A 24,622-nucleotide genomic window follows, 5' to 3' on the forward strand; every position below is an offset into this window, starting at 1 on the left:
ATTAGATGGTTTTCTCGTTTGTTTTAATCAGATTATTCATATCTGACAATCAGAGATAATGTAAATACGGCTATGATAAGCCAGTGAGCAATGAGTGCAAGTATAAAAGAAAATAAACTCACATTCATATTGATACATAAGTCGAGGTAAGCTTTTGCTAAGCTGATATGAGAAATGAGCAACCAAATTTAAATAGAATAAAAAATGAGTAGAAACACCAAGGATAAGTTATGAGAAATAATACCAATTTGTCACCTATAAAAAATACAAAACCTATCGCGCTATATAGTAGTGAGCAGGTTTATGCGATGGAACAGGCTTGGTTTTCACAAGGATACGACAGTTTTGGTTTGATGAAACAAGCGGCTTGGCAAATGACACAGCAAATAGAGCAGATTTATGAGCAAAGAAACGTCAGTACTAGCCATTCTGCCAATACTAACGTTTATCACCGTAGTGCTCATCCGCGTCGAGCAAGTATTTGGGTAGGGAAAGGTAACAATGGTGGTGATGGTTGGCTTATCGCTCATTATTTACAGCAATCTGGCTGGCAAGTAGAAGTAATAACGGTTGGCTTTAGCGAAAATGATTTTGATATCCATGATCAATCAGTAACTTCTAAAAATTCTAACAATGGAGACAGCGATAGTAGCAATATTACTGACGCGACAAGGGCATTACAAGTAGCTTTAGCTAGCAGCTGTCACTATAAATGCTTTGAAGACATTATTAGTCACCATGATGCGGATAAAGGAAACTTGCCAGCTGATGTTTATATTGATGCATTATTTGGTATTGGCTTAGATCGTGCACCAGAAGGTATTTATGAATTAGCTATCAATACCTTCAATAGTCTTACTCAGCAAAATAACACACTAGCAATAGCAGTTGATATTCCAAGTGGTTTAGTGGCTTCTACTGGTGAAGTGTTCGAGCGCATAGCAATACAAGCTGACGTGACTCTATGTTTGATTGCGCGTAAGTTTGGTCTGCATACTAAAGATGGTACAGATTATAGCGGAGACGTAATCGATATACCGTTGGTACCTTATCAAAAAGCATGCCAGCAAACAGCTAGCCATCATACGATAGCTGAGAAAAATGCCAGTCAAGCATTTGAGCCAGTTGCTATGCTGCTGACGGCTGCACATAGTATGAATCTGCGTCGCCAAAACAGCTACAAAGGCAGCTATGGTCATGTATTAGTCATTGGCGGAAATCGCGTCGATGGCTCTCAGGGTATGGGTGGTGCTGCCATACTGTCTGCAGCCAGTACGATGGCGACAGGTGCTGGTAAAATAACAGTTGCCTGTCATGAGGCTTTTCATGGGTCGTTACTGACTTCATTGCCAGATGCGATGACTATTAATCTACATGACGCAAGCGGCGTAAAAGGTCTGATTAAGCAGGCTAGTGTCGTTGCTATTGGGATGGGGCTTGGCCGTGACGAAAAAGCCAAATCATTATTTATTGATTATGTACAGGCTGCTATAGATAATGAAAAATCAATTGTTATCGATGCTGATGGACTTTACCACTTGGCATCACTGCACATGGGTAATCATGAGCTAATAACAGAGCTACGAGAATATAGTACTAATCATCGGGTTTGCTTAACGCCACATAGTGGGGAAGCAGCTAGATTACTTGATCAAAAGATAAGTAAGATTGAGTCCAATAGACTACAAGCTATAAAACAGTGCGCTGCAACATATGGTGGTGACTGGGTATTAAAAGGGGCAGGATCGCTAGTGCTAGAACAAGAAGAGAGAAAAGAGCAAGTATACGTCTGTGATGTAGGGAATGCTGGCATGGCAACCGCTGGCATGGGTGATGTGTTATCTGGGGTGACCGCTGGACTATTAGCACAGCAAGACTTATCAGCAGGGGCACGGAGCTTACATCAAGCGGTTCTTATACATGGGTTTGCAGGAGATGTATTAGTCAATCAAGCGAATAGCAACACCAATACATTGCTAGTAGGGCAACGAGGGCTACAAGCTCAAGATATGCCAGCAGCCATTCGTCACGTAATGCAGCTTATGATAATTTGATATTTGCTTTCAGTAGGTCTGACTAGGTAGAAGGGTTGGAGCAATACTGAGTAATCGCTTGCTGAACGCGCTCGCGCTTAAGCTCAATCTCACGACCATCTAGATACTGACGTTTACCGTTAGCATCCATCTCATAGATACGGCCGCCTACATTTAGGTTGGTCAAGTTATTACGTAATGATTGGCAGCGCTGAGCATTAGCCTGAGCTTCTTGTTCTTTAATACGTGCTTCAAGTGCTGCTACTCGTTGTTCTTCTGCCGTTTGAGCATTGCTGCTTTGGTTAGGATCTGTTTTCCCTGCCATTTGTCCTGCGTTGTTCTGTCTACCGTCACTACGAAACTCAATCAGTTCAATATTTTTACCGACTTGGGGCGCATGTTGGCTATATTTTACTTCACCATGTGCACCAATAGATTTATAAACTTGAATGGCCTGACTGGCATTCATGGACAGCATTAGCATACACGCGGTACTCATCAACAGTTTGGCAGCAGTATATATCTTAGACGCATATGCCATAGTAGCAATCCTCTTATTTAATAAAAATCAAATGTATATGGGTGTAAATATAACACTTGAACGTTTTATTGGTAGTAATAATGTATCGACTATCGATTCTAGCAAATAATACTTATCAATGTGTATTATTTAATAACTATTAGTTTGGGATAGGCTTTAGAAGTTTTTCTTGACAATAACTCGTAAACCATCGAATATAATAGCAGTTGATTGGTCAGTGAGCGGCTTTTACGATGTTGCCGTGGCACTTGAGAAAGAAAACGACGAGTTACTTATCGGTAGCTTATGCAGTTTTATTTCCTTTGTGATAATGATATAGCAAGCATAGTGGCATAACGACCACTATTGGTAGCGATACATTGTCTCCGGACTTATCTGTCTACAATGACTAAGATAAACTTATTATTTGAAATGTGCTAAAGGTGTTTTTAGCAGTTGTATCAAACGCGATATAGTACGCGGTTAAGAGATTTCCCCGAAGCCTATTGTAAGTTCTAAAGATCTTATAATTTGGCATTGGTTATGAAGTTTTTTCTTGTGTATATCGATGCATCTGTACAAATAAAGTCACACGAATAAAGTCACAATAGGTACTTGTTAGTATCGAACCTCAATAATAAGCGCCTTCTTTCATAGATGCACTCGCATCTTGTCACTGTATATCGATAAACATCCATCACAAAGCTGACCTAAAATACACTGCTGCGTTTGATTAGTATTGTCCTATGAGACAGTTTTGATTAAACCTATTAGGCAGATATTCTTGATATGGACAAGAATTAGCGATCATTCAGTAAGTAAAAATAATGACGGTAAGTAATTATTTTTACTCATAGAATCCCGCAAATTCTCGCCGCAAAAAAAGGTGATGACAGTGACGCAAACCACGCAAAGTCCGAACATGACGGGACATACCCAAACGGGTAATGCCGCCAAAAATTTTGAACAAAAGCAACAACGTCTTGCAGAAGGTAGTGCACAGCCTGTGATGCTATCGGGTGCTGAAATGCTGGTGCAAGCACTGACTGACGAAGGTGTCGAATACATCTTTGGCTATCCAGGTGGCGCGGTCTTACACATTTATGATGCGCTGTTTCAGCAAGAAAATATTGAGCACATCTTAGTACGTCATGAGCAAGCAGCGGGCCACATGGCCGATGCTTATTCGCGAGTGACTGGTAATACTGGTGTCGTGTTGGCCACATCAGGCCCTGGTGCGACCAATACCGTGACAGCTATTGCTACTGCCTTTATGGATTCTGTACCAATGGTTGTAATCGCAGGTCAGGTACCAAGCAGCCTAATCGGTGAAGATGCTTTCCAAGAAACAGATATGGTAGGTGTATCACGTCCTATCGTTAAGCATAGCTTTCAAGTACGCCATGCTAGCGAAATTCCAATGATTGTGAAAAAGGCATTTTATATTGCCCAGACTGGTCGCCCAGGCCCTGTCGTCATTGATGTGCCAAAAGACATGACTGCGCCTAGCGAAAAGTTTGCTTATGAATATCCAGAAGAAGTATTTATACGCTCGTATCAGCCTTCACTCAAAGGTCATAGTGGTCAAATCAAAAAAGCCATTGAAACGCTATTAGCAGCGCAGCGTCCAGTTGTATATGCAGGCGGCGGTGTGATTTGGAGCAATGCGCACGAAGAATTAACAGATCTTGCACATCGTCTGAATTTACCAGTGACCAATACCTTGATGGGTCTTGGTACGTTCCCTGGCTCTGATCGTCAGTTCTTAGGTATGCTTGGCATGCACGGTACTTACGAAGCCAATATGAGTATGCACCATGCTGATGTGATTTTGGCCGTCGGCGCGCGTTTCGATGATCGTGTGACCAACAACGTTAAAAAATTCTGCCCTAACGCAACCATCATTCATATCGATATCGATCCTGCTTCGATCTCAAAAACGATTCTTGCGCACATTCCTATCGTAGGCGATGTGAAGTCAGTCTTAACGGACATGCTAGAGATTGTTGGTCAAGACAAGCAGTTAGAGCAGCACGCATTGCTCGATTGGTGGTCACAAATTAATGAGTGGCGTAAGCGTCATGGCTTACGTTATGACACCAGCACAGATAATGGTATTAAGCCACAAAGTGTCGTACAAGCTCTAGATAAAGTGACTAACAGCAACGCTATTATCACAAGTGACGTTGGTCAGCATCAGATGTTTGCGGCACTTTACTATACTTACAATGAGCCACGTCAATGGCTGAATTCAGGTGGTCTTGGTACCATGGGGGTTGGTCTGCCGTATGCAATGGCTGCCAAACTTGCCAATCCTGAGCGTGATGTGGTTTGTATCACGGGTGAAGGCTCTATTCAGATGAATATCCAAGAGCTATCGACCTGCTTACAGTATAACTTACCAGTTAAAATTCTGAACATTAACAATGCGCAGCTTGGTATGGTGAAGCAGTGGCAAGATATGCTGTATGAAGGTCGTCATGCCCAGTCTTATATGAACTCCTTACCAGATTTTGTCAAATTGGCTGAAAGCTATGGTCATGTTGGTATCAAAATTACTGACCCTGCGACTATGGAAGCACAATTGGCTGAAGCAATGGCTATGAAAGACAAACTGGTATTTATCGATGTTTACGTCGATCGTAATGAGCATGTATATCCAATGCAAATCGCTGGACAGGCCATGCGTGATATGTGGTTAACAAAAGGGGAGCGTACCTAATGCAACAACAACATCTGATTTCGGTATTGATGGAAAACGAAGCGGGTTCGTTGTCGCGGTTAGTCGGCTTGTTCTCACAACGTGGCTACAATATCGAAACTTTGAACGTCGCACCTACTGATGACCCAAGTATCTCACGTCTAACGGTTACGACCATTACTTCACCAGAAAGAATTGAGCAAATCACCAAACAATTGCATAAATTGATTGAAGTGGTTAAAGTGCTTAATCTGACAGAGAACGTACACGTTGAGCGTGAATTGATGCTCATTAAAGTCCGTGCAACAGGCGGTGTTCGTGAAGAGATTAAACGTAGCGCAGATATTTTCCGCGCACAAATCGTCGATGTAAATTCGAATTTATATACGATTCAAATCGTGGGTGACAAAGCCAAACTTGATGGTTTTATCGATGTGATTGGCCGTGAGCGCATTATGGAAGTGGTTCGCTCAGGTGTGATTGGTATTGCCCGCGGTGAAAAAACCCTAAGCATTTAATTGTTTATCAAAACCAGTTTAAACCAATATTTATTTATCTAATCAACAAAGCGCTTATCTTAGTTATTATATTGACTACAGCATAAGCGCTTACTATCCATGGCAAGCCATGATTGAGAACAAGGACTCTATTTATGAACGTTTATTATGACAAAGATTGTGACCTATCTATTATCCAAGGTAAAAAAGTTGCCATTATCGGTTACGGTTCACAAGGCCATGCACACGCGCTCAACCTACAAGATTCAGACGTCGATGTAACTGTTGGTCTACGTGCAAACTCAAGCTCATGGAAAAAAGCTGAAAATGCTGGCCTAAAAGTTGCTGAAGTAGAAGAAGCGGTAAAAGCTGCTGACGTTATCATGATTTTGACGCCTGATGAGTTCCAAAAAGAGCTTTATAATGATGTAATCGAGCCAAACATCAAAGAAGGCGCTACACTAGCCTTTGCTCACGGTTTTGCAATCCATTACAACCAAGTGGTACCACGTGGTGATCTTGATGTCATCATGGTTGCACCAAAAGCACCAGGTCATACTGTACGTTCAGAGTTCGCTAAAGGCGGCGGTATCCCTGATCTTATCGCTATCTATCAAGACGCTTCTGGTCAAGCCAAACAGTTAGCATTATCGTATGCTGCAGGCGTTGGTGGTGGTCGTTCAGGCATCATCGAAACAACGTTCAAAGATGAGACTGAAACGGATCTATTCGGTGAGCAAGCGGTTCTTTGTGGTGGCGCAGTAGAGCTAGTTAAAATGGGCTTTGAGACACTAACAGAAGCGGGCTATGCACCAGAAATGGCTTATTTCGAATGTCTACATGAGCTAAAGCTTATCGTTGACTTGATGTATGAAGGCGGCATCGCTGACATGAACTACTCAATCAGTAACAACGCTGAATACGGCGAATATGTTACTGGCCCTGAAGTTATCAATGAGCAGTCACGTGAAGCTATGCGTAATGCACTAAAACGCATCCAGTCTGGTGAATACGCGAAGATGTTCATCTCTGAAGGCGCAACCAACTATCCATCAATGACTGCGCGTCGTCGTAACAACGCTGATCATCAAATCGAAATCACTGGTGCTAAGCTACGTGGCATGATGCCGTGGATTGGTGGTAACAAAATCATCGATAAAGACAAAAACTAAGTTTTATACAAATGAAAATCTTATTCAGATAAAAATCTGATTTAGATGAAGTAGCCCGTGTTATCACTTGATAGCATGGGTTTTTTTATGCAAAGTATTTGATAGATACTTTTCGCTTTGATTTGAATCTGGGTTATCAGTTGAAAACCATTAATTGCTGCCCAATATAAGCAGGCACCTTAACATTGGCCAAAGCGCCTTTGCGATTAACATTCATCATTGTTCTTACCCGTTTCTAAGTATTCGAAGCGGGCGGATGCTTCATTCTCACTTTCTATAGATAATAGGTTGTATGCTGTGCAAATATCTTATGCAGACTGGCTAACGCCGCAATTCGTATATATTACTCTTAGCGCTGTGGTAGCAGTTTTAATTTGGATAGAAGGGGAGATGCTCAAACAGACCGATGGTAAACTGCCTCAATCTAAATTCTTCAAAGTCAGTTCATTGTTAGATACTCTATGGTTCTTCATATCAGTGGTGATTTTATACGTTATTGATTTGACCCCATTAGCTATCGCAGTGCCTGCTGCATATGGCATATACACGACCTTTGGCTGGATATATGGTACCAAGCTACTGAAGCGTAAAGGTATCCCTGACTCTCCTAAAGACTTGGTCATTCCAGCCAAGTATATTGCCTATAGTCAGTCATTTTCATTGGTGTTTTTTGCGTTATGTTTGCTTGTATTGAGTTCAGCATGGCTACCAACATCACCATTGCAGTGATTGATATTCCAACCTACTATCATCTATGTCGACTTATTTAATTAGTGGTTTACTAATGAAGTTGTAGTACATCTATAAATAAAAACTATTTTATATCAATAAGATATAGAGCTGATTGCTATCGATGTTCGCTTGCAACAATGGTTAGTATTTATTTACAAAAATCAGCAATTTAGACTGTTCCTACCATAGAAAACTGTTATAATCAGACTGTACTCAAAATATTTGAGGCAAAAAATGCAAATTTTCTTTAAGAACATTTAGCATTTTTGGCCGCCGCATTTAGCAGAAAATATTAGGGTATATATCAATTAATCGGTGATGACACAAGTCTCGCCAACAGTTAAAGAGTCAGGAAAATTTATGTCAGATAAAGTTGAAGGCACTGTAAAGTGGTTTAATGAAGCTAAAGGTTTTGGTTTTATCGCTCAAGACAACGGCGGACAAGACGTATTCGCTCACTACAGCGCTATCCAAGGTAACGGTTTCAAAACTCTAGCCGAAGGCCAAAAAGTGTCTTTCATCTTAGGTGATGGCAAAAAAGGCCCACAAGCTGAGCAAATCGAAGCTATCTAATCTCATTTATTATTAGGTTAACTGCTTGTCAGTAAACTTAATGACAATAAGATTATCAATATGCATTGATTACTTTGTTTGTTAAAACAATAAAAATACTGTATCGACTTTAAAAAGAAGCAACCTCTTATCAGGTTGCTTTTTTTATGGGACTTTTTTGGTATGACAAAGTGTTGTCAATGTAAATTGCTATTGATTTTGATAGTCAACATCATCAGGTAATAACGAACAATAATTTAATAAAGATGTAATAGATAAGGTTATATTATGAAGTGGGAAAACTGGCTTTCAATTGACTGGCAACAGGTGCTCGGGATTTCTTTATCCGCTATAGGCTTTTATGTAGGGCTGATGTTGTTTACTCGATTGATGGGTTTACGCAGTTTTTCTAAGTTATCAAGCCATGATTTTGCGATGACGGTTGGTATTGGTAGTATATTGGCGTCGACGGTATTGTCAGATAAGCCCTCTCTATTTCAAGGATTGTTTGCTGTTGCGGTATTATTCTTAATTCAGGGCGTTATTTCAGTTATCAGACGCAAAATAAAACCGCTAAAAGCTTTGATAGATAATCAAGCTATTATCCTAATGGCTCATGGCGAGTATTTAGATGATAATTTAAAAGAGGCCAATCTTAGTACCAGCGATGTGCAGGAAGTGCTACGCAAAAATGGTATCAAAGCGAAAACAGAAGTGTTTGCAGTGATTATGGAGACGACAGGTGATATGAGTGTTATCAAGAATAATGATGTTGAACCTGACTGGTCTTTATTTGACGATATACGTGATAGTGAATTATTGCTTGGTGCTAGTAAGAATAGTAATTCGCAGATCTGACTCGATTAACTATTCTTATCCGTTAACTTTAAAGAGATAAATAATAACAAAATATTAAGTAAAGCTAAGGCTTAGAATGCTATAAAGGTACAAGCATTTTGAGCTGTTGAACAATGAAAATCTTGAAACGATGTGCTTATAGACTATTTATTATAGAGTGTTGACAAATTTATGACGCATTATTCACGGCGTTGTCTTGACCTTATCTGCCTGCTGACGCAAGATACATAGGTCTGATAATAACGGTTGGCTTAGCTTTAGCAGATTTCATTAGTAAGAGATACAATGCTAATATGCTCTTAGATATTGGCTCATCTTTCTTAGTTAACTATATTCTGTTGATGTAGTAATAACCTTGAGCAGTATTTTGAACGACAATTTGAACCACAACGAACCTTTGGTTCTTAACTGACAATTTTTAACTCATAACATTAATAAACGAGGAACGTATGAAAGCATTAGTAGCGGTCAAGCGTGTCATTGATTATAACGTAAAAGTTCGTGTAAAAGCCGACAACTCTGGCGTTGACTTATCAAACACTAAAATGTCAATCAACCCTTTTGATGAAATCGCAGTAGAAGAAGCGGTGCGTTTAAAAGAAGCTGGCGTCATTGATGAGATCATTGTTGCTTCAATCGGACCAAAAGAGTCACAAGAGCAGATTCGTGCAGCCCTAGCGCTAGGTGCTGACCGTGGTGTGTTAGTAGTAAGTGACGAAAAACCATATCCACTACAAGTTGCTAAGATTCTAAAAAGTATCGCCGAAGCTGAAAGCACTGATATTATTTTATTAGGTAAGCAAGCGATTGATGATGACAACAACCAAACTGGTCAGATGCTAGCAGCATTGATGGGTATCGGTCAGGGTACGTTTGCATCAGAAGTGAAAGTTGAAGGCGACAAAGTAAACGTAACGCGCGAAATCGATGGTGGCCTACAAACTGTTGCACTTGATTTGCCAGCGGTCATCACGACTGATCTACGTTTGAATGAGCCACGTTATGCTAAATTGCCTAACATCATGAAAGCGAAGAAAAAGCCACTTGATGAGAAAACGCCAGCAGATTTCGGTGTTGATATGACATCTAAGCAAGAAATTATTAAAGTCGTGCCACCTGCTGACCGTAAAGCTGGTATTACAGTAGGGTCAGTTGATGAGTTGGTCGATAAGCTAAGAAACGAAGCAAAAGTCATTTAATGTTTTAATGATTGGATACTTCGCTACGGCATATCCTGTACAAGGCTATGAATTTGACTGCTTTATCTTAGATTAAATGATAGTTGCTCAAATAGCTTTGTACACAAACAACCGCATGAATAGATAATACGAATATATAAAGGACTAAAACCATGGCAATTTTGGTATATGCAGAACATGACAATGCCAGTCTAAAAAAGGCAACTTTAAACACGATCGCTGCTGCTAAACAAATGGGTGATGATATCCATGTATTGGTTGCTGGTAGTGGTAGCCAAGCTGTAGCTGATGAAGCGGCAAAAGCAGAAGGCGTGACTAAAGTACTATTGGCTGACAATGCTGCTTATGAGCATCAATTGGCAGGTAACGTGGCACTATTGGTTGCTGATATCGCTGGTGATTACAGCCATATCCTAGCGGCTGCGACCACGACTGGTAAAAACTTTATGCCACGCGTTGCTGCGTTACTTGACGTCAGCATGTTGTCTGAAATCTCAGGTGTAGTAGATGCGCAAACGTTTGAGCGTCCTATCTACGCAGGTAATGCAACGGCAACAGTAAAAACAACAGAAGACAAAGTGGTACTAACAGTACGTACTACTGCGTTTGACCCAGTGGCAAGCGAAGGTGGTTCAGCTACTGTTGAAACTATCGACAACGTACAAGAAACTGGTAAAGCTAGCTTCGTTAACGAAGAAATGGCCAAATCTGATCGTCCAGAATTGACCTCAGCTGGTATTGTTGTTTCTGGTGGTCGTGCATTGGCAAACGGTGAAAACTTCACCAAGTACATTGAGCCATTGGCTGACAAGCTAGGCGCTGCTGTTGGTGCATCACGTGCCGCTGTTGACGCAGGCTATGTACCAAATGATATGCAGGTCGGTCAAACGGGTAAAATCGTTGCACCGCAGCTATATATCGCAGCTGGTATCTCAGGCGCGATTCAGCATTTGGCTGGTATGAAAGATTCTAAAGTCATCGTTGCTATCAACAATGACCCAGAAGCACCTATTGCTAGCGTTGCTGATTACTTCTTAGAAGCTGATCTATTCGAAGCACTACCTGAGCTTACTAGCAAGGTTTAATATATAGTCACAGAACTACTAAACGGCTACGGCGTTACTCTCCTTAGATGTACTACTTGTACAATCTGCAGTTCGCTGCCTTGTATTCGTTTTAGACTTCTTTGACTATATCAGTAGTAGACAGATGATAAAAAACCCACTATCAATTGGTAGTGGGTTTTTTTATGCTTAATAAATTAGGCTTTAATAACAGTTATAAATGCATGCTAAGAGTATTGTCTTTGGCGTAAGGTCTCATACAGACATAAAGACCCTGCAATCGCTACATTTAAGCTCTCTTGACCATTTGGCTGCGGTAAAGCGATAGGCGTGGCACATTGCATCAAATCGTCGCTAACGCCTTGGCCTTCGTGACCCATAATCCATGCCACAGGCGCAGATAAATCGTGCTCGTAAATGATAGTATCTGTATGTGAGCTAGTCGCCAAAAGCGGCATTTGTACGTGATCTAAAATATCTTGCGTACTCAAGCCCTCATAGATAGTCAGGGCAAACTGTGCACCCATACCTGCTCGTAGCGTTTTGGGAGACCACGCTTGAGCAGTCGCAATGGTACATAAGATATTGCGGATACCAACGGCTGCAGCTGTGCGTAGTAGCGTACCAACATTCCCACTATCCTGCACGTCGTTCAAGATTAAGCAGTCCTCATCGATCATCGATAGGCTAGGCGTTGGTACTTTGATTATCGCCATGATATCGATGCCAGTACCCAAGCTACGAATACTCTCATAAAGTGCGTCTGACAAAGTAAGAATAGGCGTATAAGTGGGCAGGCGAGTCAATACCTGCTGAACTTCAGGGTGACTACGCGCTGACTCAGACAGTAGTATCTGGACGAAAGGATAGTCACTACGCAGCGCAGCATCTATCAAATGGACGCCTTCTATGACTGTCTGACCGTTCTTTTTACGCTGGCGTGCTTGGGACAACAGTGCTTTTACAAGTTTCACTGTTGTATTTTTATCTGAAGTAATCAGCTCGGTGGGATTTAATACCATAGTGGATCGCTTAGAGAAGGGTAAAGGAGTCGTTTAGATAACCAGTAAAATGTCTATTATTGATTTAGCATTCTGCTGGCTGTTCTTAACAGGCGTGCAAATCAATTATTTTTCAGAATAATTGACGTGTAAATCTTTCACGTAATTGACTTCGTTTTTGCTACCGAGCACCACAGGAACACGCTGATGGATATCAGTCGGTTCGATATCTAGGATACGATTGACGGCGTCTGTCGCACCGCCACCCGCGCGTTCAATCAATAAGCTCATTGGATTGGCTTCATACATCAAGCGTAGTTTACCCGCTTTATGAGCGTATTTGGTATCAAACGGATAAGTGAAGAGACCACCGCGGCATAAGATACGATGGACGTCACCAACCATAGCGGCGACCCAACGCGTATTAAAATCGCGTCCACGTACCCCAGTCTCGCCAGCGATTAACTCATCGATGTACTGTTGCATCGGTGCACGCCAGTAGCGATAATTTGAGCTATTGATCGCATATTCGCTCGTATCGGCATCGATTTGCACGTTGTCTTCTATTAGCACATAGTCTTCAGTTTCTGGATCTAGGCTAAACATCACGACCTTATCTGCGATGGTCAACGCCAGTACCGTAGAGGTGCCATATAACAAGTACCCTGCTGCTAGCTGTTTGTTACCTACCTGTAGATAGTCGCTGTTTTCACTGGTTTGACCTTGACGCTCGTACGGTAAAACAGAAAAAATCGTACCTACTGCCATATTGATATCGATATTTGATGAGCCATCTAGTGGGTCAAATAAAACCAATAAACTACCGTCATCATTAGCAGGGGTGGCATCATCGAGCTCTTCTGAAGCAACGCCTGCACAGTGCGTGTTTTTTGCCAATGCATCTAGCAATAAGTCATTGGCCAGTACGTCTAGTTTTTTCTGATCTTCGCCTTGGACGTTTTGATTACCCGCTTCGCCCAAAATGTCTGCTAAAGCGCCTTTTCTGAGCAACTGTGAAATCGTCTTACCGACATCAGTGACAGTGGTAATCACGTCGTTAAGTGCAGGGCTAGTGGCATGTTGGTTTAGATAGTCTGCTAAGGTCGTCATAAGGCTTCCTAATAAATGGTATGGAAAGTAAAAGAACGGATAGGTGTCAAAGTAAAGAAATGGGTGGCGTTTCGCACACCTGAAATAGGTAAATTCTTAAATAGCTAATACGGCATCTTTGTCCCGACCACAAAATCGGCTACACTATATCTATTGTTATTCATTTATAGTTTTGTCAGAATTATTCTCTATGAGAATACAGCATGTCTACTCACGCTTTCTGATTGTCTGCTGAGGCTATTTTTCGGTCGAATTTGATTACGGTAAATTGTAGCAAATAAGCGTCAAAATGTCCTTTGTATCTATGCCTATCAGTGATAAATGATCGAACAAAGATGAATAAGTGATTACTATAGACTCATATAAACCCACAATAAAGACTCGCCATTATGTCAAATCCTATCGATAGTAGCGCTACACAACCAGTCTCACCGACTGATTATGCAAAATTTGATCCCAGTACGATTCATCAAAGGCTCAATACCTCATTGAGTCGTCCGCAGCTCAACACCGATGGCAGTATTAGGCATTTCTTAGGTGTTGAAGGGCTTAATAAAGCACAGCTCAAAGCTATTATCGCAAAAGCAGAGACTTTTTTTGATGAAAACGGACAGCTAATCAATCGTCCTGAGTTAGACGGCTATACGGTCATGAATTTGTTTTTTGAACCATCGACACGTACGCGGACGACTTTCGAGGTCGCAGAAAAACGCTTGGGTGCCAATGTACTCAATATCGATATCGAACGTTCTAGTACCAAAAAAGGCGAGAGTCTGCGCGATACATTGTGGAATTTACAGGCAATGACCGCGGATATCTTTGTAGTACGCCATTCAGCATCAGGTGCCGCGCATTTTATGGCGACAGAAGTGACGCCTGATATCGCTATCATTAATGGTGGTGATGGCTGGCATGCGCATCCTACTCAGGGAATGCTCGACATGTTGACTATTCACCGTGAAGCGCCGCGCCCATTTGAAGAGCTGTCTATCGCAATCGTTGGTGATATTAAGCACTCACGCGTGGCACGCTCTGATATCAGTGCACTGCAAACGCTAGGTGTGACAGACATTCGTGTTTGTGCGCCGCGCACTCTACTGCCAAAAGGTATTGAGCGTTTCGGTGTACAAGTATATGAAAACATGGACGAGTGTGTCACCGACTGTGATGTGATCATGGGATTAAGAATACAAAATGAGCGTATTGGTTCGCCGCTATTGGCATCCTCAAGTGAATATTATAAGCATTATGGGATCACGCCAGAGCGCGTAGCTCTTGCCAAGCCAGATGCATTAGTGATGCATCCGGGGCCGATGAACCGCGGTGTTGAAATTGCCTCTAGTGTGGCTGATGGCGCGCAATCCGTTATCTTAAAGCAGGTAAATAACGGTATTGCCATTCGTATGGCGGTCTTATCACTTGCGATGGAAGGTCAGCGTGCTCATCAAGCGGCTGGCAAGTAACAGGCTGCCGCGCGATCTATTCTCATTTATTTAATTTTATTGATACGGTAATAACGTTATGTCTACCATGCTTAATACTGATGCACCCATTCTTGACCATTTACCAAAAGCATTTAAAGATGCATTGCCACAAGCTGCAATAGAAAAACTGTCTACACTCGATTCTAACCGTGAGATGTGGTTATTACCACCACTAGTAGATCTATGCGCGCGCTTGCGTGAGCCAGGCCAGCAGCAACACGGTACGCTAAAATCAGAAGGCAGCGCTGCTCGTGGTAATGGGTTCTTGCATGTGGTGACGCCGCCTGATACCAATCCTATTTTAGAAAATGGCTCACTCTTAAAAGGTTTACGTGAGCGTGCCTTGAGTGATGGCGGGATTTACTTGCATATTTTGGGTGCATTGACCACAGGGTTAGAGGGCGAACGACCGTCTAACATTGCAGGGCTTAAAAAGGGCGGCTGTATCGCAGTATCTAATGCGCGTAGACCTTTTCGCAATGATTTAGTATTGCTACGTACACTAGAGTACGCGGCGACTTTTGGTATGAAAGTATTCTTTTATCCTGATGAGCCAAGTCTGTCTGGAGACGGTGTGGCACATGAGGGCTATATTGCTTCTTATCATGGTCTGCAAGGGATTCCTTGGATTGCAGAAACTGTTGCATTGTCTACGCAGCTATTGATGGTGGAAGAGACCGGAATCGCTGCTCATTTTAGCCAGTTATCATGTAAATCCTCTATTGAGCTTATGCGCTGGGCAAAAGATAAAGGTCTGCCGGTTACGTGTGATGTTGCGATGCATCAGCTGTATTTAACTGATGACAATCTTGAAGGCTTTAATGCTCAGGCATATGTGTTGCCACCGCTACGTAGCAATACTGACCAACAGGCAATCCGCCGCGGACTAAAAGATGGCACTATTGATGCTATCTGTAGTCATCACGAGCCACTGAATAGTACCGCCAAAAAAGCACCATTTGCTGAAAGTACGCCAGGTATCTCAAACTTCGATACGTTTATGGCGTTGGCTTGTCAGCTGGTAAATGACGATGTCTTAACACTCTCGCAACTGGTAGATAAAATCTGCCTGAATCCTGCAAAAATCGCAGGTATTAGTGAGCAGTATGAAGCTATCGGCGGTGCAGTATTGGTCGATCCTAACCTTGAGTGGCAAGTAACCGCGCAATCGATGCTATCAAGTGGTAAAAACACGCCGTTTTTCAATCAGCAGTTGCAAGGACGTGTTGTGGAGACATTCTTTGGCTAATTTGCCCCGACAGGATGACCGTCTGCCGCCATCCTCGAAGGATAAAGGGGTTGCTATGAATGGTCAGCAAGAAAAATCGCGCAGTACGGCGAGTGAGTCTATTAAAGCGGTGGCCATTTATGAGGTAGTCAAAGGTGTTGGTGCGTTACTAGGAGCAGGGGCATTATGGTGGTGGCATACTAATCTTGAGCATTGGCTAACGACCGCAACGGTTACTTGGCAGCGCAGTTTCGGCCATATGCTTGCCCCGCAAATCGATAGTGCCGTACGTATTGCTCAGCAAGCAAGTAAAAACTGGCCGATGTTTTTATTATTGATATTTGCTTACGCCAGTTTGCGCTTCCTCGAAGCCTATGGCTTATGGCATGACAAAACATGGGCGTATTGGTTTGGGGTATTAGGCTACGGGGTATTTATTCCTATAGAAATCTACTATCTGATCGTTAGCCCATTTGACTGGTTTAAGCTTGGAATATTGGTTTCTAATCTGCTCATTATTATTGTGGTTTATCGTAATATGAAACGAAAGGGCTTGATATAACGTTTAAATTTAAGTCAAAAAATCCAGCATAAGACAAGTATCTGATGCTGGATTTTTTGTGCCTGCTATATTTTTAGTCTATACGTCTACTGTGTTTTCATCCGTACGAATGCTTTTAGCGACTTTACCGACGCTTAGACCTTGTACCAAGATAGAAAAGATCACGACCGCATAAGTGAGTGCCAATAAAATCTCTCGCTCAGCCCCAATTGGTAGCTGCAATACTAGCGCGACTGAGATACCACCGCGTAAGCCGCCCCACGTCAGAACTTTCCACGCGCCCGTAGGCAAATCAAGCTGACGATGAAAGGTTTTTGTCGTCATACCTACCACGATAAATCGAGCAATCAGCGCAATCAAAATCGTCAAACCGCTCGCGATAAATAAATTGCCTGAATAAGCAATCATCACCACTTCTAGACCGATGAGTACAAACAAAATGGCGTTTAAAATCTCATCAATCAATTCCCAGAACAAATCAATATAGTGCCGTGTCTTATCACTCATGGCTAGCTCGCGACCACGATTACCGACCATCAGACCCATCATCACCATGGCGAGTGGCCCTGATAAGTGCCAATGACTGGCCAGCGCATAGCCACCGATGACGCCTGCTAATGTTAATAGCACTTCTTCTTGATAGCTATCAATGCTTTTGAGTAAGTAATACAAAATCGCACCAAGTACCAGTCCGAATACAACGCCGCCACCAGCTTCAACCGCTAATGTATGTGCGACATAGTTGGCAGTAGGAATATCACCGCTAGATAAAATCCCTAGTAATAAGACAAAAATAACCACGCCGATACCATCGTTGAATAATGACTCGCCAGCGATCACAGTCTCAATGCTCTTTGGAGCGCCTGCTGACGACAGGATACCCATGACGGCAATAGGATCGGTAGGGGAGATAAGCGCACCAAACAACAGACACCAGAGAAACGGTAGGCCAAAACCGAAGAGCGGCAACATAAAGTAAATCGCGGTCGCAATGAGCATCGCAGATATGATCGTACCAAGTCCGGCAAGGATGCCTATAGGTAGCTTGTAGCGTCTTAAATCACCAATATTGACGTGTAATGCGCCTGCGAATAGCAACATTGATAGCATACCGTCTAAGAGTACTTCAGTAAAATCAAGTTGCTCCAATAAACTGACTTCGTAATCAATCAGCTGATCAAACCCTAAGAAGCCTAAAAATATCGCACCGATTGACAGTAAGATAGAGATGACCATGACACCGATAGTGGTCGGCAGACCAATAAAACGGTGATTAATATAAGTTAATGAAGCGGTAATCGACAAAAATATGGCGCTGATTTCTAGGATGGTGAGGCTGGTTGCAGATGCCATAAAAAGTAGGTCTCATATAAATATAAAAAGTATCCAAAGCGCAGGGCTTATAGGGACGTTATAAGTGTTTTTAGCTATCGGTTTTGTGATTATAAGTAAAGTGCTTATAAGGGCTGATACCGCCATCTATCTAAACAGTTCATTGGTTATATCATTAACTAGACTGTGTCTGTAACGCTTGACGAATATCCGCTTCAAACTCACTAACATAATTAAAATGCTTGTGCTGCGCATCGTTATCAAGGATAAATTGCTTGGCTTGTTCGCACATAGCGACCAAGTCATCGACCAGTTCTTGATAATTTAAATTCTCTTCACCAGCTCGCTGAATTAGATGCAATTCATGTAATAGCGTTTGCTGCTGTGCGCTGTTTACCCGTGCATAGTTCAAATTGACCATTGCCTGACACAATGCTTTTAAGACCATTAGGTCAGCAGCTGCATAACGACGTATCTCACCGAGTGATACATTGATAAAATCAGAAATCTTTGGGATATGAGTGACTAGTGCCAATATGGCCACTCGATTCTGTTTGATAGTAGTTTTAGAGCTATCGTTAGTGTCTGATTGTGGTATGTGAAAATGATAAGGGCTCGGTGGCTGACGACGCATCATGATACTCAGGCAGCTGGTTAGAGACTGGACGCAATTGACCGCAGTCTTTGGATCGTTGATACCAGGGGATAATGCGCGTACAGCAATTTCCGTCATTTGACCTAAGCTATAGGCGATGTCGTTAGAGTGCGCCAATCGTTGCTCAAGCCGCAGGCAACCTGCAAGACGTTGCCAAAACAGTCCATCAGGCGCTCTCGGTATTACTGCCAGATGCGGTGTTGCTGTCCTTTGGCGATTATTTGGATGAGATGCAGGTCGCTGATAAAAGTAACCAATGACGTTTTTGTCAGTGACGTAATTACCGAGGTTGACATGCATCTGTACCACTCCACCATAATCTTGTGACAGCGCAATCAATGACTCAAGATAAATCTGCTGTAGATAACCTGAATTTGGTGAATAAATCGGCATAGCAGGCCAGTTTTGGAACTGCTCGATATCATGGTGCTCAGCATCGCGTTGATGTTGGATATCACAACGATCGTTATACCAATAGTAAATGTTTGCAATCGCATCGTTGCTAGCATTTTGAATGACGTGTGACGCTTGAATGGCATGCACCATATGCTGTACAAAATAAACCAAGAGCAGCGCACAGATAATTGCCATGATAATGGCAAAAGTTACTGCCAATTGCGGCACACCAAAAGCCACGTCAGACTTATGGATAGACTTTAGTACCAGTAAGCTATAGCTAAATGTGCCGATAAAAGCGCCAAGGACAAACTGATTTGGAGTGTCGGTCAAAAAGTTACGTAGCAGTCTTGGACCAAACTGTGAGGATGCCATCGACAGGACGGCGATTGTAATCGAAAACGTCGTACCGGCTACGCCCAATACCGCCCCAGCAATGGCGGTCATAATCGCGCGCGCCGCCTCGTCATCACCAGTAAAGGCAAAAGAGATCTCTTTTACCGTTTCACGATCAAAGTTTTGGTCAATCGCGACTAGCAAAGGAGCAAGCAAAATACCCACGATGACACAAGCGGTTGGGATAAACCAATAAGAGCCAATCAGCCACTGCCACAAATTATTTAAGCGATCAGGCAAGTCGGTCAGCGTTTGTATCGACCACAACTTAGTGAACTGCTTAAGCCTGTTTTGACCTGCGTTGATCGTACGTGTCCAGACACTGTCTCCATCATTTTTATTCACTGTAATGAGCCTTAGGGTTATCTGCTTCTGTAATAATAGCGTTTTTATGCGCACGTTTGGTCATATCTGTTTCAGCATGACTATCACTGGTCCCTAGAGGTATGATGGCTTCATTGTCGTGATCGTCATATTCAATAGGGCTGTCTTTGTCGTAAGCCATCGGTTCTAGATGCGGTGAGGCTTCTAGATGTGGACCATTACCGTTGTAAGCACTCTCATTATGTCTATCTAGATTATCATGTCGTTGTACGTTTTCAGTGGCGGCAGAGGTTTTTCTAAATAATTTACGGTCATCGCCATGCTTACTATTAGATTGTTTACGAGGCTCACTATTGGCAAAGATAGCATTTAGCGGCAGATGCAGTTGCTGTTTGGCGTACGCTTCAGTATTCTCAAAACGTTTGACCAATAAACTTAGCCAAGGTTTTTGACCTTCCAATTTCATCTCATCCAACTCGTCCTTGATAGGAAGTGGATAGGGCAAGGTACGATAAAAGTCCCATAACGTCATCCTACTCAGGTCTCTTTTGAGCACATAGTCATCATCATCTGTCATGGTAATCAGATTGCTGTCTTGTAGGTAGTTGATATAGGTATACCATTTCGGCAGCTCTTTGCGACCTAAGACATTGCGCAGCGCTTGTTCGCTAACGGCTTCACCTTTTAAGTGGTGGGTATAAACCAAGTTCAACATATCTAACAAGCTGAGTAACGGGTGACGAGGGTAAACTTCTTCTGTCTCAAAAATGGTCAAGGTATAGCTGATTTCAACGCCTAATAAAATCAAATTCCACGACAGATAAATCCATAGTAGAAAGATAGGCAATGCGGCAAAAGCGCCATAAATCGCTTCGTAGCTGGTAAAGTTAGCCATCACTGTACCAAACAGATGCTTCATTAATTCAAAGACAATAGCCACAAACACGCCAGCGATGGCTGCGTTCTTTGTTGGTACGCGCGCCTTTGGAATAAACCAGTACATACCGATAAAGCCCGCCATCGTAATACCAATCGATGCCATTTGTACCCAAAAGCTCCAGTCGATACCGTAGCCTGCAATTTGACGATTAAGAAAGCTCAGACTCTGTACAGTACTTGAAGCGATAAAAGCGGTGCCCAATACTAACGGTCCCAACGTAACTATAGTCCAATAACGCAGCATGCTTTTGATGCCACCAGAGCGATCTTCTACTCGCCAAATCTGGTTAAACGCGCGCTCGATAGTGGTCAATGTCATAATAGTCGTAAAGAATAAAATCATGGCACCGATAATGGTTAGGTTAGATGACTTTTCGGCAAAGCTATTAATGTACTCACTAACTTGCATGCTCGATTGCGGCAACAAATTGCTATAAATGACATCATAAATCTGCGCTCTAACCGATGCGAGTGCTGGTACGGATGACAAAATCATCAGTAATACCGTCAATACAGGCACAATCGACAGCATAGTGGTGTACGTCAGTGAAGCCGCCTTTTGCTGGCAATTATCTTCAAAAAAATGCCGAGTCAAAAACCGTAAAAACTGAAACCAGCGCTGCTGTAAAAACGGGAGTTTTTGAGATAATTTTTCCATGTCGACCATTAAGCAAAAGTAAGAGTGACAATAGTGTAACAAAGATGAACGGTTATCATCTGCGGTTTAATTGTGTCAAAATGCACTGCGTAGCACATCAGATACAATATAAATCAGGTTATCAATCATGGTTATTTGCATGACAGTGAATGACTCGGGCATAATGTGCACATATTCTACAATGCCAGTTAGTCATATATTTCGCCGCATTTTTGGTGGCCAGTATGGCTAACGATTTTATAAGGAAGCTTTGCTAATGAGTCAGACCGACCCTTATGTTTTGGTGCTTTATTATTCTAATTACGGTACGACTAAGACATTAGCATATGCTATCGCTCAAGGTATTGAGGATGCTGGAATGACCGCGCGTATCCGTACGGTACCGACAGTGGCACCTGAAACCACGTCAAGTAAGCCTGCGATACCTGATGAGGGTGACTTGTACTGTACGATGGATGATCTAAAAGACTGTAGTGGTCTTGCGCTTGGTAGCCCAACCCACTTTGGTAATATGGCCGCACCTATGAAGTATTTTTGGGATAATACCGTGACCTTATGGCTGGCAGGGAACCTACAAAACAAACCAGCCTCAGTATTTACGGCGACAGGTTCCATGCATGGTGGCCAAGAAACGACACTGTTGACGATGATGTTGCCGCTGATGCATCACGGTATGGTCATCGTAGGTGTGCCCTATGCAGAGCCAGCGTTGAACCGTACTCATCGCGGCGGTACGCCTTATGGTGCCAGCCATGTCAGCGGTGCATCGCATGATCAGCCAATATCTGCTGACGAGCGAGATTTGGGTATTGCGCAGGGTCGCCGTTTAGCGATTACGGCAGCTGCATTAGCACAGGCTAATTGGAACCGATAAGCAACTTTTATAAACCTGCTGTCTAGAATCGTCTAAGTCTCAAAATCTATGATTGAATGTCTATAATCACTTGATTATAAGCAAGTGGTTATAATCAAGCTCTACTTATTCACATTCAGCAGTATATTATTCATTTAGGAAATCAAAATATCTAATGGCCACAACCCGCTCTAATACAAAGCCTCTTAAAACGGTTAAGCCTATCGCACCTATTGCACAGCGCTTAAAGGTTACGTGGTTAATTTGGCTCGTTTATAGACTGCTCGGATTGCCTATCTTTATTAGTATCTTCAACCCTAGTAGCCCTGATATCGTTGGCGGTATTGCTTGGCAGGCGTTATGGCTAGTGCCAGCATTGATTCTGACGCCATGGATATTGCGCGGTCGCTCCCCTTATGCATTGTTGATAAGTAGTATGTTTACCTTGGTATATTTGGGTGCGAGTGGCGTGGTGCTGTTTACTCGTATATATGGTAGTAGTTGGGCAGAAATCGCTGTGTATTTAGCGGATTTCTTACTATTGCTTGCTATCAATGTTTGGCTATTTATTTTACTCAAACGCCTGCCTTCGATGAACAATGTTGTGAAGAAACCTCGTCAATAATTGAAGTTATCTAAAGCCTAATAAATTATATCCATTAATCTAAAGCCATAAAAAAGCGGCACTCCATCTGGGGCGCCGCTTTTTTGTTTATAACGTTAAAAATAAGTAGATTAGTTAATCTTGGTCAATTCTAAATCCATCTTCTTACCATCGTTAATTTGGCTAACTTTAACTGGCATATAGTCCAAGCTTGGGGCTAACCAAAAACTGGTAGAGCGGCTATCGTCATCGTGAATGCGATCAACACGTACCGTATCAAAGGTACCCGCTGGTACGGTAATTTTAGTGCTGCCTGATTTTTTAAATGGCGTCTTCTCGATTTTGTCTTTTTTTGCCATGTAGTAATTACCAGAGAACTTACCGTTTAATAAATCCTGACGAATCTGTACCTCAAGGCTCAAATCATCAAAGGCTTGTTGCGACATGTTCATTGTCGTCGACTTGCCTTTATAGTTACTCGTGACTTTTTTGCTGCTTGGGTTGAAGTCTAGTTTATGCGTGCGACCCATGCCAAGTAGTTTGTACGTAGTGCTTGCCTGCGTGGGACTGACATTGTTGCCATTAAGCGTAAAAGTGCTGTTTTGCGAGGCACTAGCCACACCAGCGACGCGAGCCTTAACGTTATATTTCCACGTATTACCAGATCTGCTTAGCGTACGAGTTGCTGTGCCTTTGTATTTGTCCTCAACAGTAAAACTATAATCGGCAGTTGATGGTTGGACAGTTTTTGCGCTGGCAAGGGTAGGTGCGGTCATACTCAAAGCTCCAACGGTAGAGATACTGATGCCTGTCACTAAGGCAGATAAAAATTTAGATGGACTGCGTTTTGCGTTATTAGCATTATCAACAGTGCCGCTTGATGACTTTTTGTGCATTGATGAAAAACTCATAGATACCCCTTCATTAATTTATTGCCGATATAGCAACTTTTTTCGTTCGTTCTTATTATGTTTACCAGACCTATAATGGTCATACGCTGTTACATTTTCAAGCGTGATGTCATACCGCTTCGTGTAGTGCTTGTAGCAAATGTTTCTATAGCTAATTTGGCATTGGTCAAAATATAAATTCAGCTCGCTAATATTTCTAAATATTCCTACTTCTTGTCCTTTATCTAACTAGCATAGCGGCTTTATTAAACGTAAAGCATCGGTATGAAATGTTGATTGATCAATTTTTGCAAAATAATCTTGTAAATTTTTGGGCTTTACACTTGAACCGAACTCACCTTGCCCCCACTTTTTGTTACAAGCTCAAGGCTTATCTATAAAGCGTTGTTTTTGACAGTGTTCCCTATAGATACTGGTATTGAGACCATTAATTCAAATAAACCCTTAATTTTATTAACCAACTTTTGGAGTCATATCGATGAACATTCGTCCTTTACATGACCGTATTGTCGTCCGCCGCATAGAAGAAGAAACAAAGACAGCTGGTGGTATCTTGCTTCCTGGTTCAGCACAAGAGAAACCTTCACAAGGTGAAGTGCTTGCAGTTGGTAATGGTCAAGTTCGTGATAACGGTGAAACTCGTGCGTTAGATGTAAAAGCTGGCGACAAAGTTTTGTTCGGTCAATATGCCGGTCAAACCGTAAAGGTTGACGGTGAAGAACTATTGATTATGAAAGAGTCTGATGTATTGGGTGTGCTAGAAGGCTAGTCCTTTTGAGTATTATTTTATACTCAGCACATTTCGATAGCAGTTTCTGATAATCGCTTTTGATAAGCAATT

General features: G+C 42.3%; 22 protein-coding genes. 15 read left to right on the forward strand and 7 right to left on the reverse strand.

From position 1 onward, the window contains the following. Positions 1–230 precede the first annotated feature (230 nt). Positions 231–2,054 carry an NAD(P)H-hydrate dehydratase gene (locus I3249_RS05410; RefSeq protein ID WP_238068991.1) on the forward strand — a complete coding sequence of 608 codons (1,824 nt, stop codon included), beginning with the start codon at positions 231–233 and terminating at the stop codon, positions 2,052–2,054. A gap of 22 nt (positions 2,055–2,076) precedes the next feature. On the opposite strand, the gene I3249_RS05415 is transcribed toward I3249_RS05410, so the two are convergent. Beyond that, a complete protein-coding gene (locus I3249_RS05415; protein WP_101204858.1) occupies positions 2,077–2,574 on the reverse strand; it encodes a DUF4124 domain-containing protein in 498 nt (165 codons plus the stop codon). Positions 2,575–3,562: 988 nt separating this feature from the next. On the opposite strand from I3249_RS05415, the gene I3249_RS05420 reads away from it, so the two are divergent. The 8 genes from I3249_RS05420 (at position 3,563) to I3249_RS05455 (ending at position 11,349) form a co-directional block, all read left to right on the forward strand. Beyond that, on the forward strand, positions 3,563–5,275 hold the full coding sequence (locus I3249_RS05420) for an acetolactate synthase 3 large subunit (RefSeq protein WP_197411831.1): 1,713 nt from the start codon (positions 3,563–3,565) through the stop codon (positions 5,273–5,275). Beyond that, entirely contained in the window at positions 5,275–5,772 is a 498-nt protein-coding gene (ilvN, locus tag I3249_RS05425; RefSeq protein WP_057758828.1) for an acetolactate synthase small subunit, read from the forward strand. Before I3249_RS05420 ends, ilvN begins: the two co-directional genes overlap by 1 nt. Before the next feature lie 134 nt (positions 5,773–5,906). Then, complete coding sequence (ilvC, locus tag I3249_RS05430; protein ID WP_101204856.1) at positions 5,907–6,923, forward strand: ketol-acid reductoisomerase; 1,017 nt, start codon at positions 5,907–5,909, stop codon at positions 6,921–6,923. Between the two features lie 297 nt (positions 6,924–7,220). Next, complete coding sequence (locus tag I3249_RS05435) at positions 7,221–7,652, forward strand: hypothetical protein (protein WP_160022586.1); 432 nt, start codon at positions 7,221–7,223, stop codon at positions 7,650–7,652. Positions 7,653–8,015: 363 nt separating this feature from the next. Next, positions 8,016–8,228 carry a cold-shock protein gene (locus I3249_RS05440; protein ID WP_057758834.1) on the forward strand — a complete coding sequence of 71 codons (213 nt, stop codon included), beginning with the start codon at positions 8,016–8,018 and terminating at the stop codon, positions 8,226–8,228. Between the two features lie 267 nt (positions 8,229–8,495). After that, positions 8,496–9,065: a YetF domain-containing protein gene (locus tag I3249_RS05445; protein ID WP_238068992.1), complete on the forward strand. Its 570-nt coding sequence runs from the start codon at positions 8,496–8,498 to the stop codon at positions 9,063–9,065. A 449-nt stretch (positions 9,066–9,514) separates the two neighbouring features. Further along, complete coding sequence (locus I3249_RS05450) at positions 9,515–10,264, forward strand: electron transfer flavoprotein subunit beta/FixA family protein (protein WP_057758837.1); 750 nt, start codon at positions 9,515–9,517, stop codon at positions 10,262–10,264. Positions 10,265–10,416: 152 nt separating this feature from the next. Then, positions 10,417–11,349, forward strand: a complete 933-nt coding sequence (locus I3249_RS05455) for an FAD-binding protein (RefSeq protein WP_057758839.1) — start codon at positions 10,417–10,419, stop codon at positions 11,347–11,349. A 206-nt stretch (positions 11,350–11,555) separates the two neighbouring features. Here I3249_RS05455 and I3249_RS05460 read toward each other — a convergent pair whose 3' ends face one another. Together I3249_RS05460 and I3249_RS05465 are read right to left on the reverse strand one after the other, a co-directional pair. Then, complete coding sequence (locus I3249_RS05460) at positions 11,556–12,350, reverse strand: RNA methyltransferase (RefSeq protein WP_238068993.1); 795 nt, start codon at positions 12,348–12,350, stop codon at positions 11,556–11,558. 105 nt (positions 12,351–12,455) lie between these two features. After that, a complete protein-coding gene (locus I3249_RS05465) occupies positions 12,456–13,439 on the reverse strand; it encodes a class 1 fructose-bisphosphatase (RefSeq protein ID WP_238068995.1) in 984 nt (327 codons plus the stop codon). A gap of 389 nt (positions 13,440–13,828) precedes the next feature. Between I3249_RS05465 and I3249_RS05470 the strand changes: the two genes are divergently transcribed. The 3 genes from I3249_RS05470 to I3249_RS05480 all read left to right on the forward strand — a co-directional run bounded on the left by I3249_RS05470 (position 13,829) and on the right by I3249_RS05480 (position 16,713). Then, positions 13,829–14,902 carry an aspartate carbamoyltransferase catalytic subunit gene (locus I3249_RS05470; protein ID WP_102093277.1) on the forward strand — a complete coding sequence of 358 codons (1,074 nt, stop codon included), beginning with the start codon at positions 13,829–13,831 and terminating at the stop codon, positions 14,900–14,902. A gap of 175 nt (positions 14,903–15,077) precedes the next feature. Continuing rightward, the gene (locus tag I3249_RS05475; protein WP_227679411.1) at positions 15,078–16,172 is read left to right on the forward strand and encodes a dihydroorotase; all 1,095 of its coding nucleotides are present in this window, start codon (positions 15,078–15,080) and stop codon (positions 16,170–16,172) included. Further along, positions 16,165–16,713: a DUF2127 domain-containing protein gene (locus I3249_RS05480; RefSeq protein WP_238068996.1), complete on the forward strand. Its 549-nt coding sequence runs from the start codon at positions 16,165–16,167 to the stop codon at positions 16,711–16,713. Before I3249_RS05475 ends, I3249_RS05480 begins: the two co-directional genes overlap by 8 nt. A gap of 78 nt (positions 16,714–16,791) precedes the next feature. Here the strand turns inward: I3249_RS05480 and I3249_RS05485 are convergent, their stop codons facing one another. The 3 genes from I3249_RS05485 to I3249_RS05495 all read right to left on the reverse strand — a co-directional run bounded on the left by I3249_RS05485 (position 16,792) and on the right by I3249_RS05495 (position 21,413). Then, positions 16,792–18,066 (reverse strand): sodium:proton antiporter, encoded by a 1,275-nt coding sequence (locus I3249_RS05485; RefSeq protein WP_238068997.1) that lies wholly within the window; start codon positions 18,064–18,066, stop codon positions 16,792–16,794. 154 nt (positions 18,067–18,220) lie between these two features. Further along, complete coding sequence (locus tag I3249_RS05490; protein WP_238068998.1) at positions 18,221–19,837, reverse strand: DUF2254 domain-containing protein; 1,617 nt, start codon at positions 19,835–19,837, stop codon at positions 18,221–18,223. Continuing rightward, complete coding sequence (locus I3249_RS05495; protein WP_238068999.1) at positions 19,830–21,413, reverse strand: YhjD/YihY/BrkB family envelope integrity protein; 1,584 nt, start codon at positions 21,411–21,413, stop codon at positions 19,830–19,832. The genes I3249_RS05490 and I3249_RS05495 overlap by 8 nt, the downstream gene beginning before the upstream one ends. A gap of 256 nt (positions 21,414–21,669) precedes the next feature. On the opposite strand from I3249_RS05495, the gene wrbA reads away from it, so the two are divergent. Further along, positions 21,670–22,287, forward strand: a complete 618-nt coding sequence (gene wrbA / locus I3249_RS05500) for an NAD(P)H:quinone oxidoreductase (protein ID WP_101204845.1) — start codon at positions 21,670–21,672, stop codon at positions 22,285–22,287. A gap of 154 nt (positions 22,288–22,441) precedes the next feature. Then, positions 22,442–22,891 (forward strand): hypothetical protein, encoded by a 450-nt coding sequence (locus I3249_RS05505; protein WP_238069000.1) that lies wholly within the window; start codon positions 22,442–22,444, stop codon positions 22,889–22,891. Between the two features lie 110 nt (positions 22,892–23,001). Here I3249_RS05505 and I3249_RS05510 read toward each other — a convergent pair whose 3' ends face one another. Further along, positions 23,002–23,781, reverse strand: a complete 780-nt coding sequence (locus I3249_RS05510) for a DUF3108 domain-containing protein (RefSeq protein WP_238069001.1) — start codon at positions 23,779–23,781, stop codon at positions 23,002–23,004. 478 nt (positions 23,782–24,259) lie between these two features. Here I3249_RS05510 and groES point away from each other — a divergent pair, with 478 nt between their 5' ends. Beyond that, positions 24,260–24,550, forward strand: coding sequence for a co-chaperone GroES (gene groES, locus I3249_RS05515; protein WP_057758860.1), 291 nt, complete (start codon positions 24,260–24,262; stop codon positions 24,548–24,550). The last annotated feature ends 72 nt before the right edge of the window (positions 24,551–24,622 follow it).

It is taken from the genome of Psychrobacter sp. Ps1, assembly GCF_022129425.1.
Lineage (GTDB): Bacteria > Pseudomonadota > Gammaproteobacteria > Pseudomonadales > Moraxellaceae > Psychrobacter.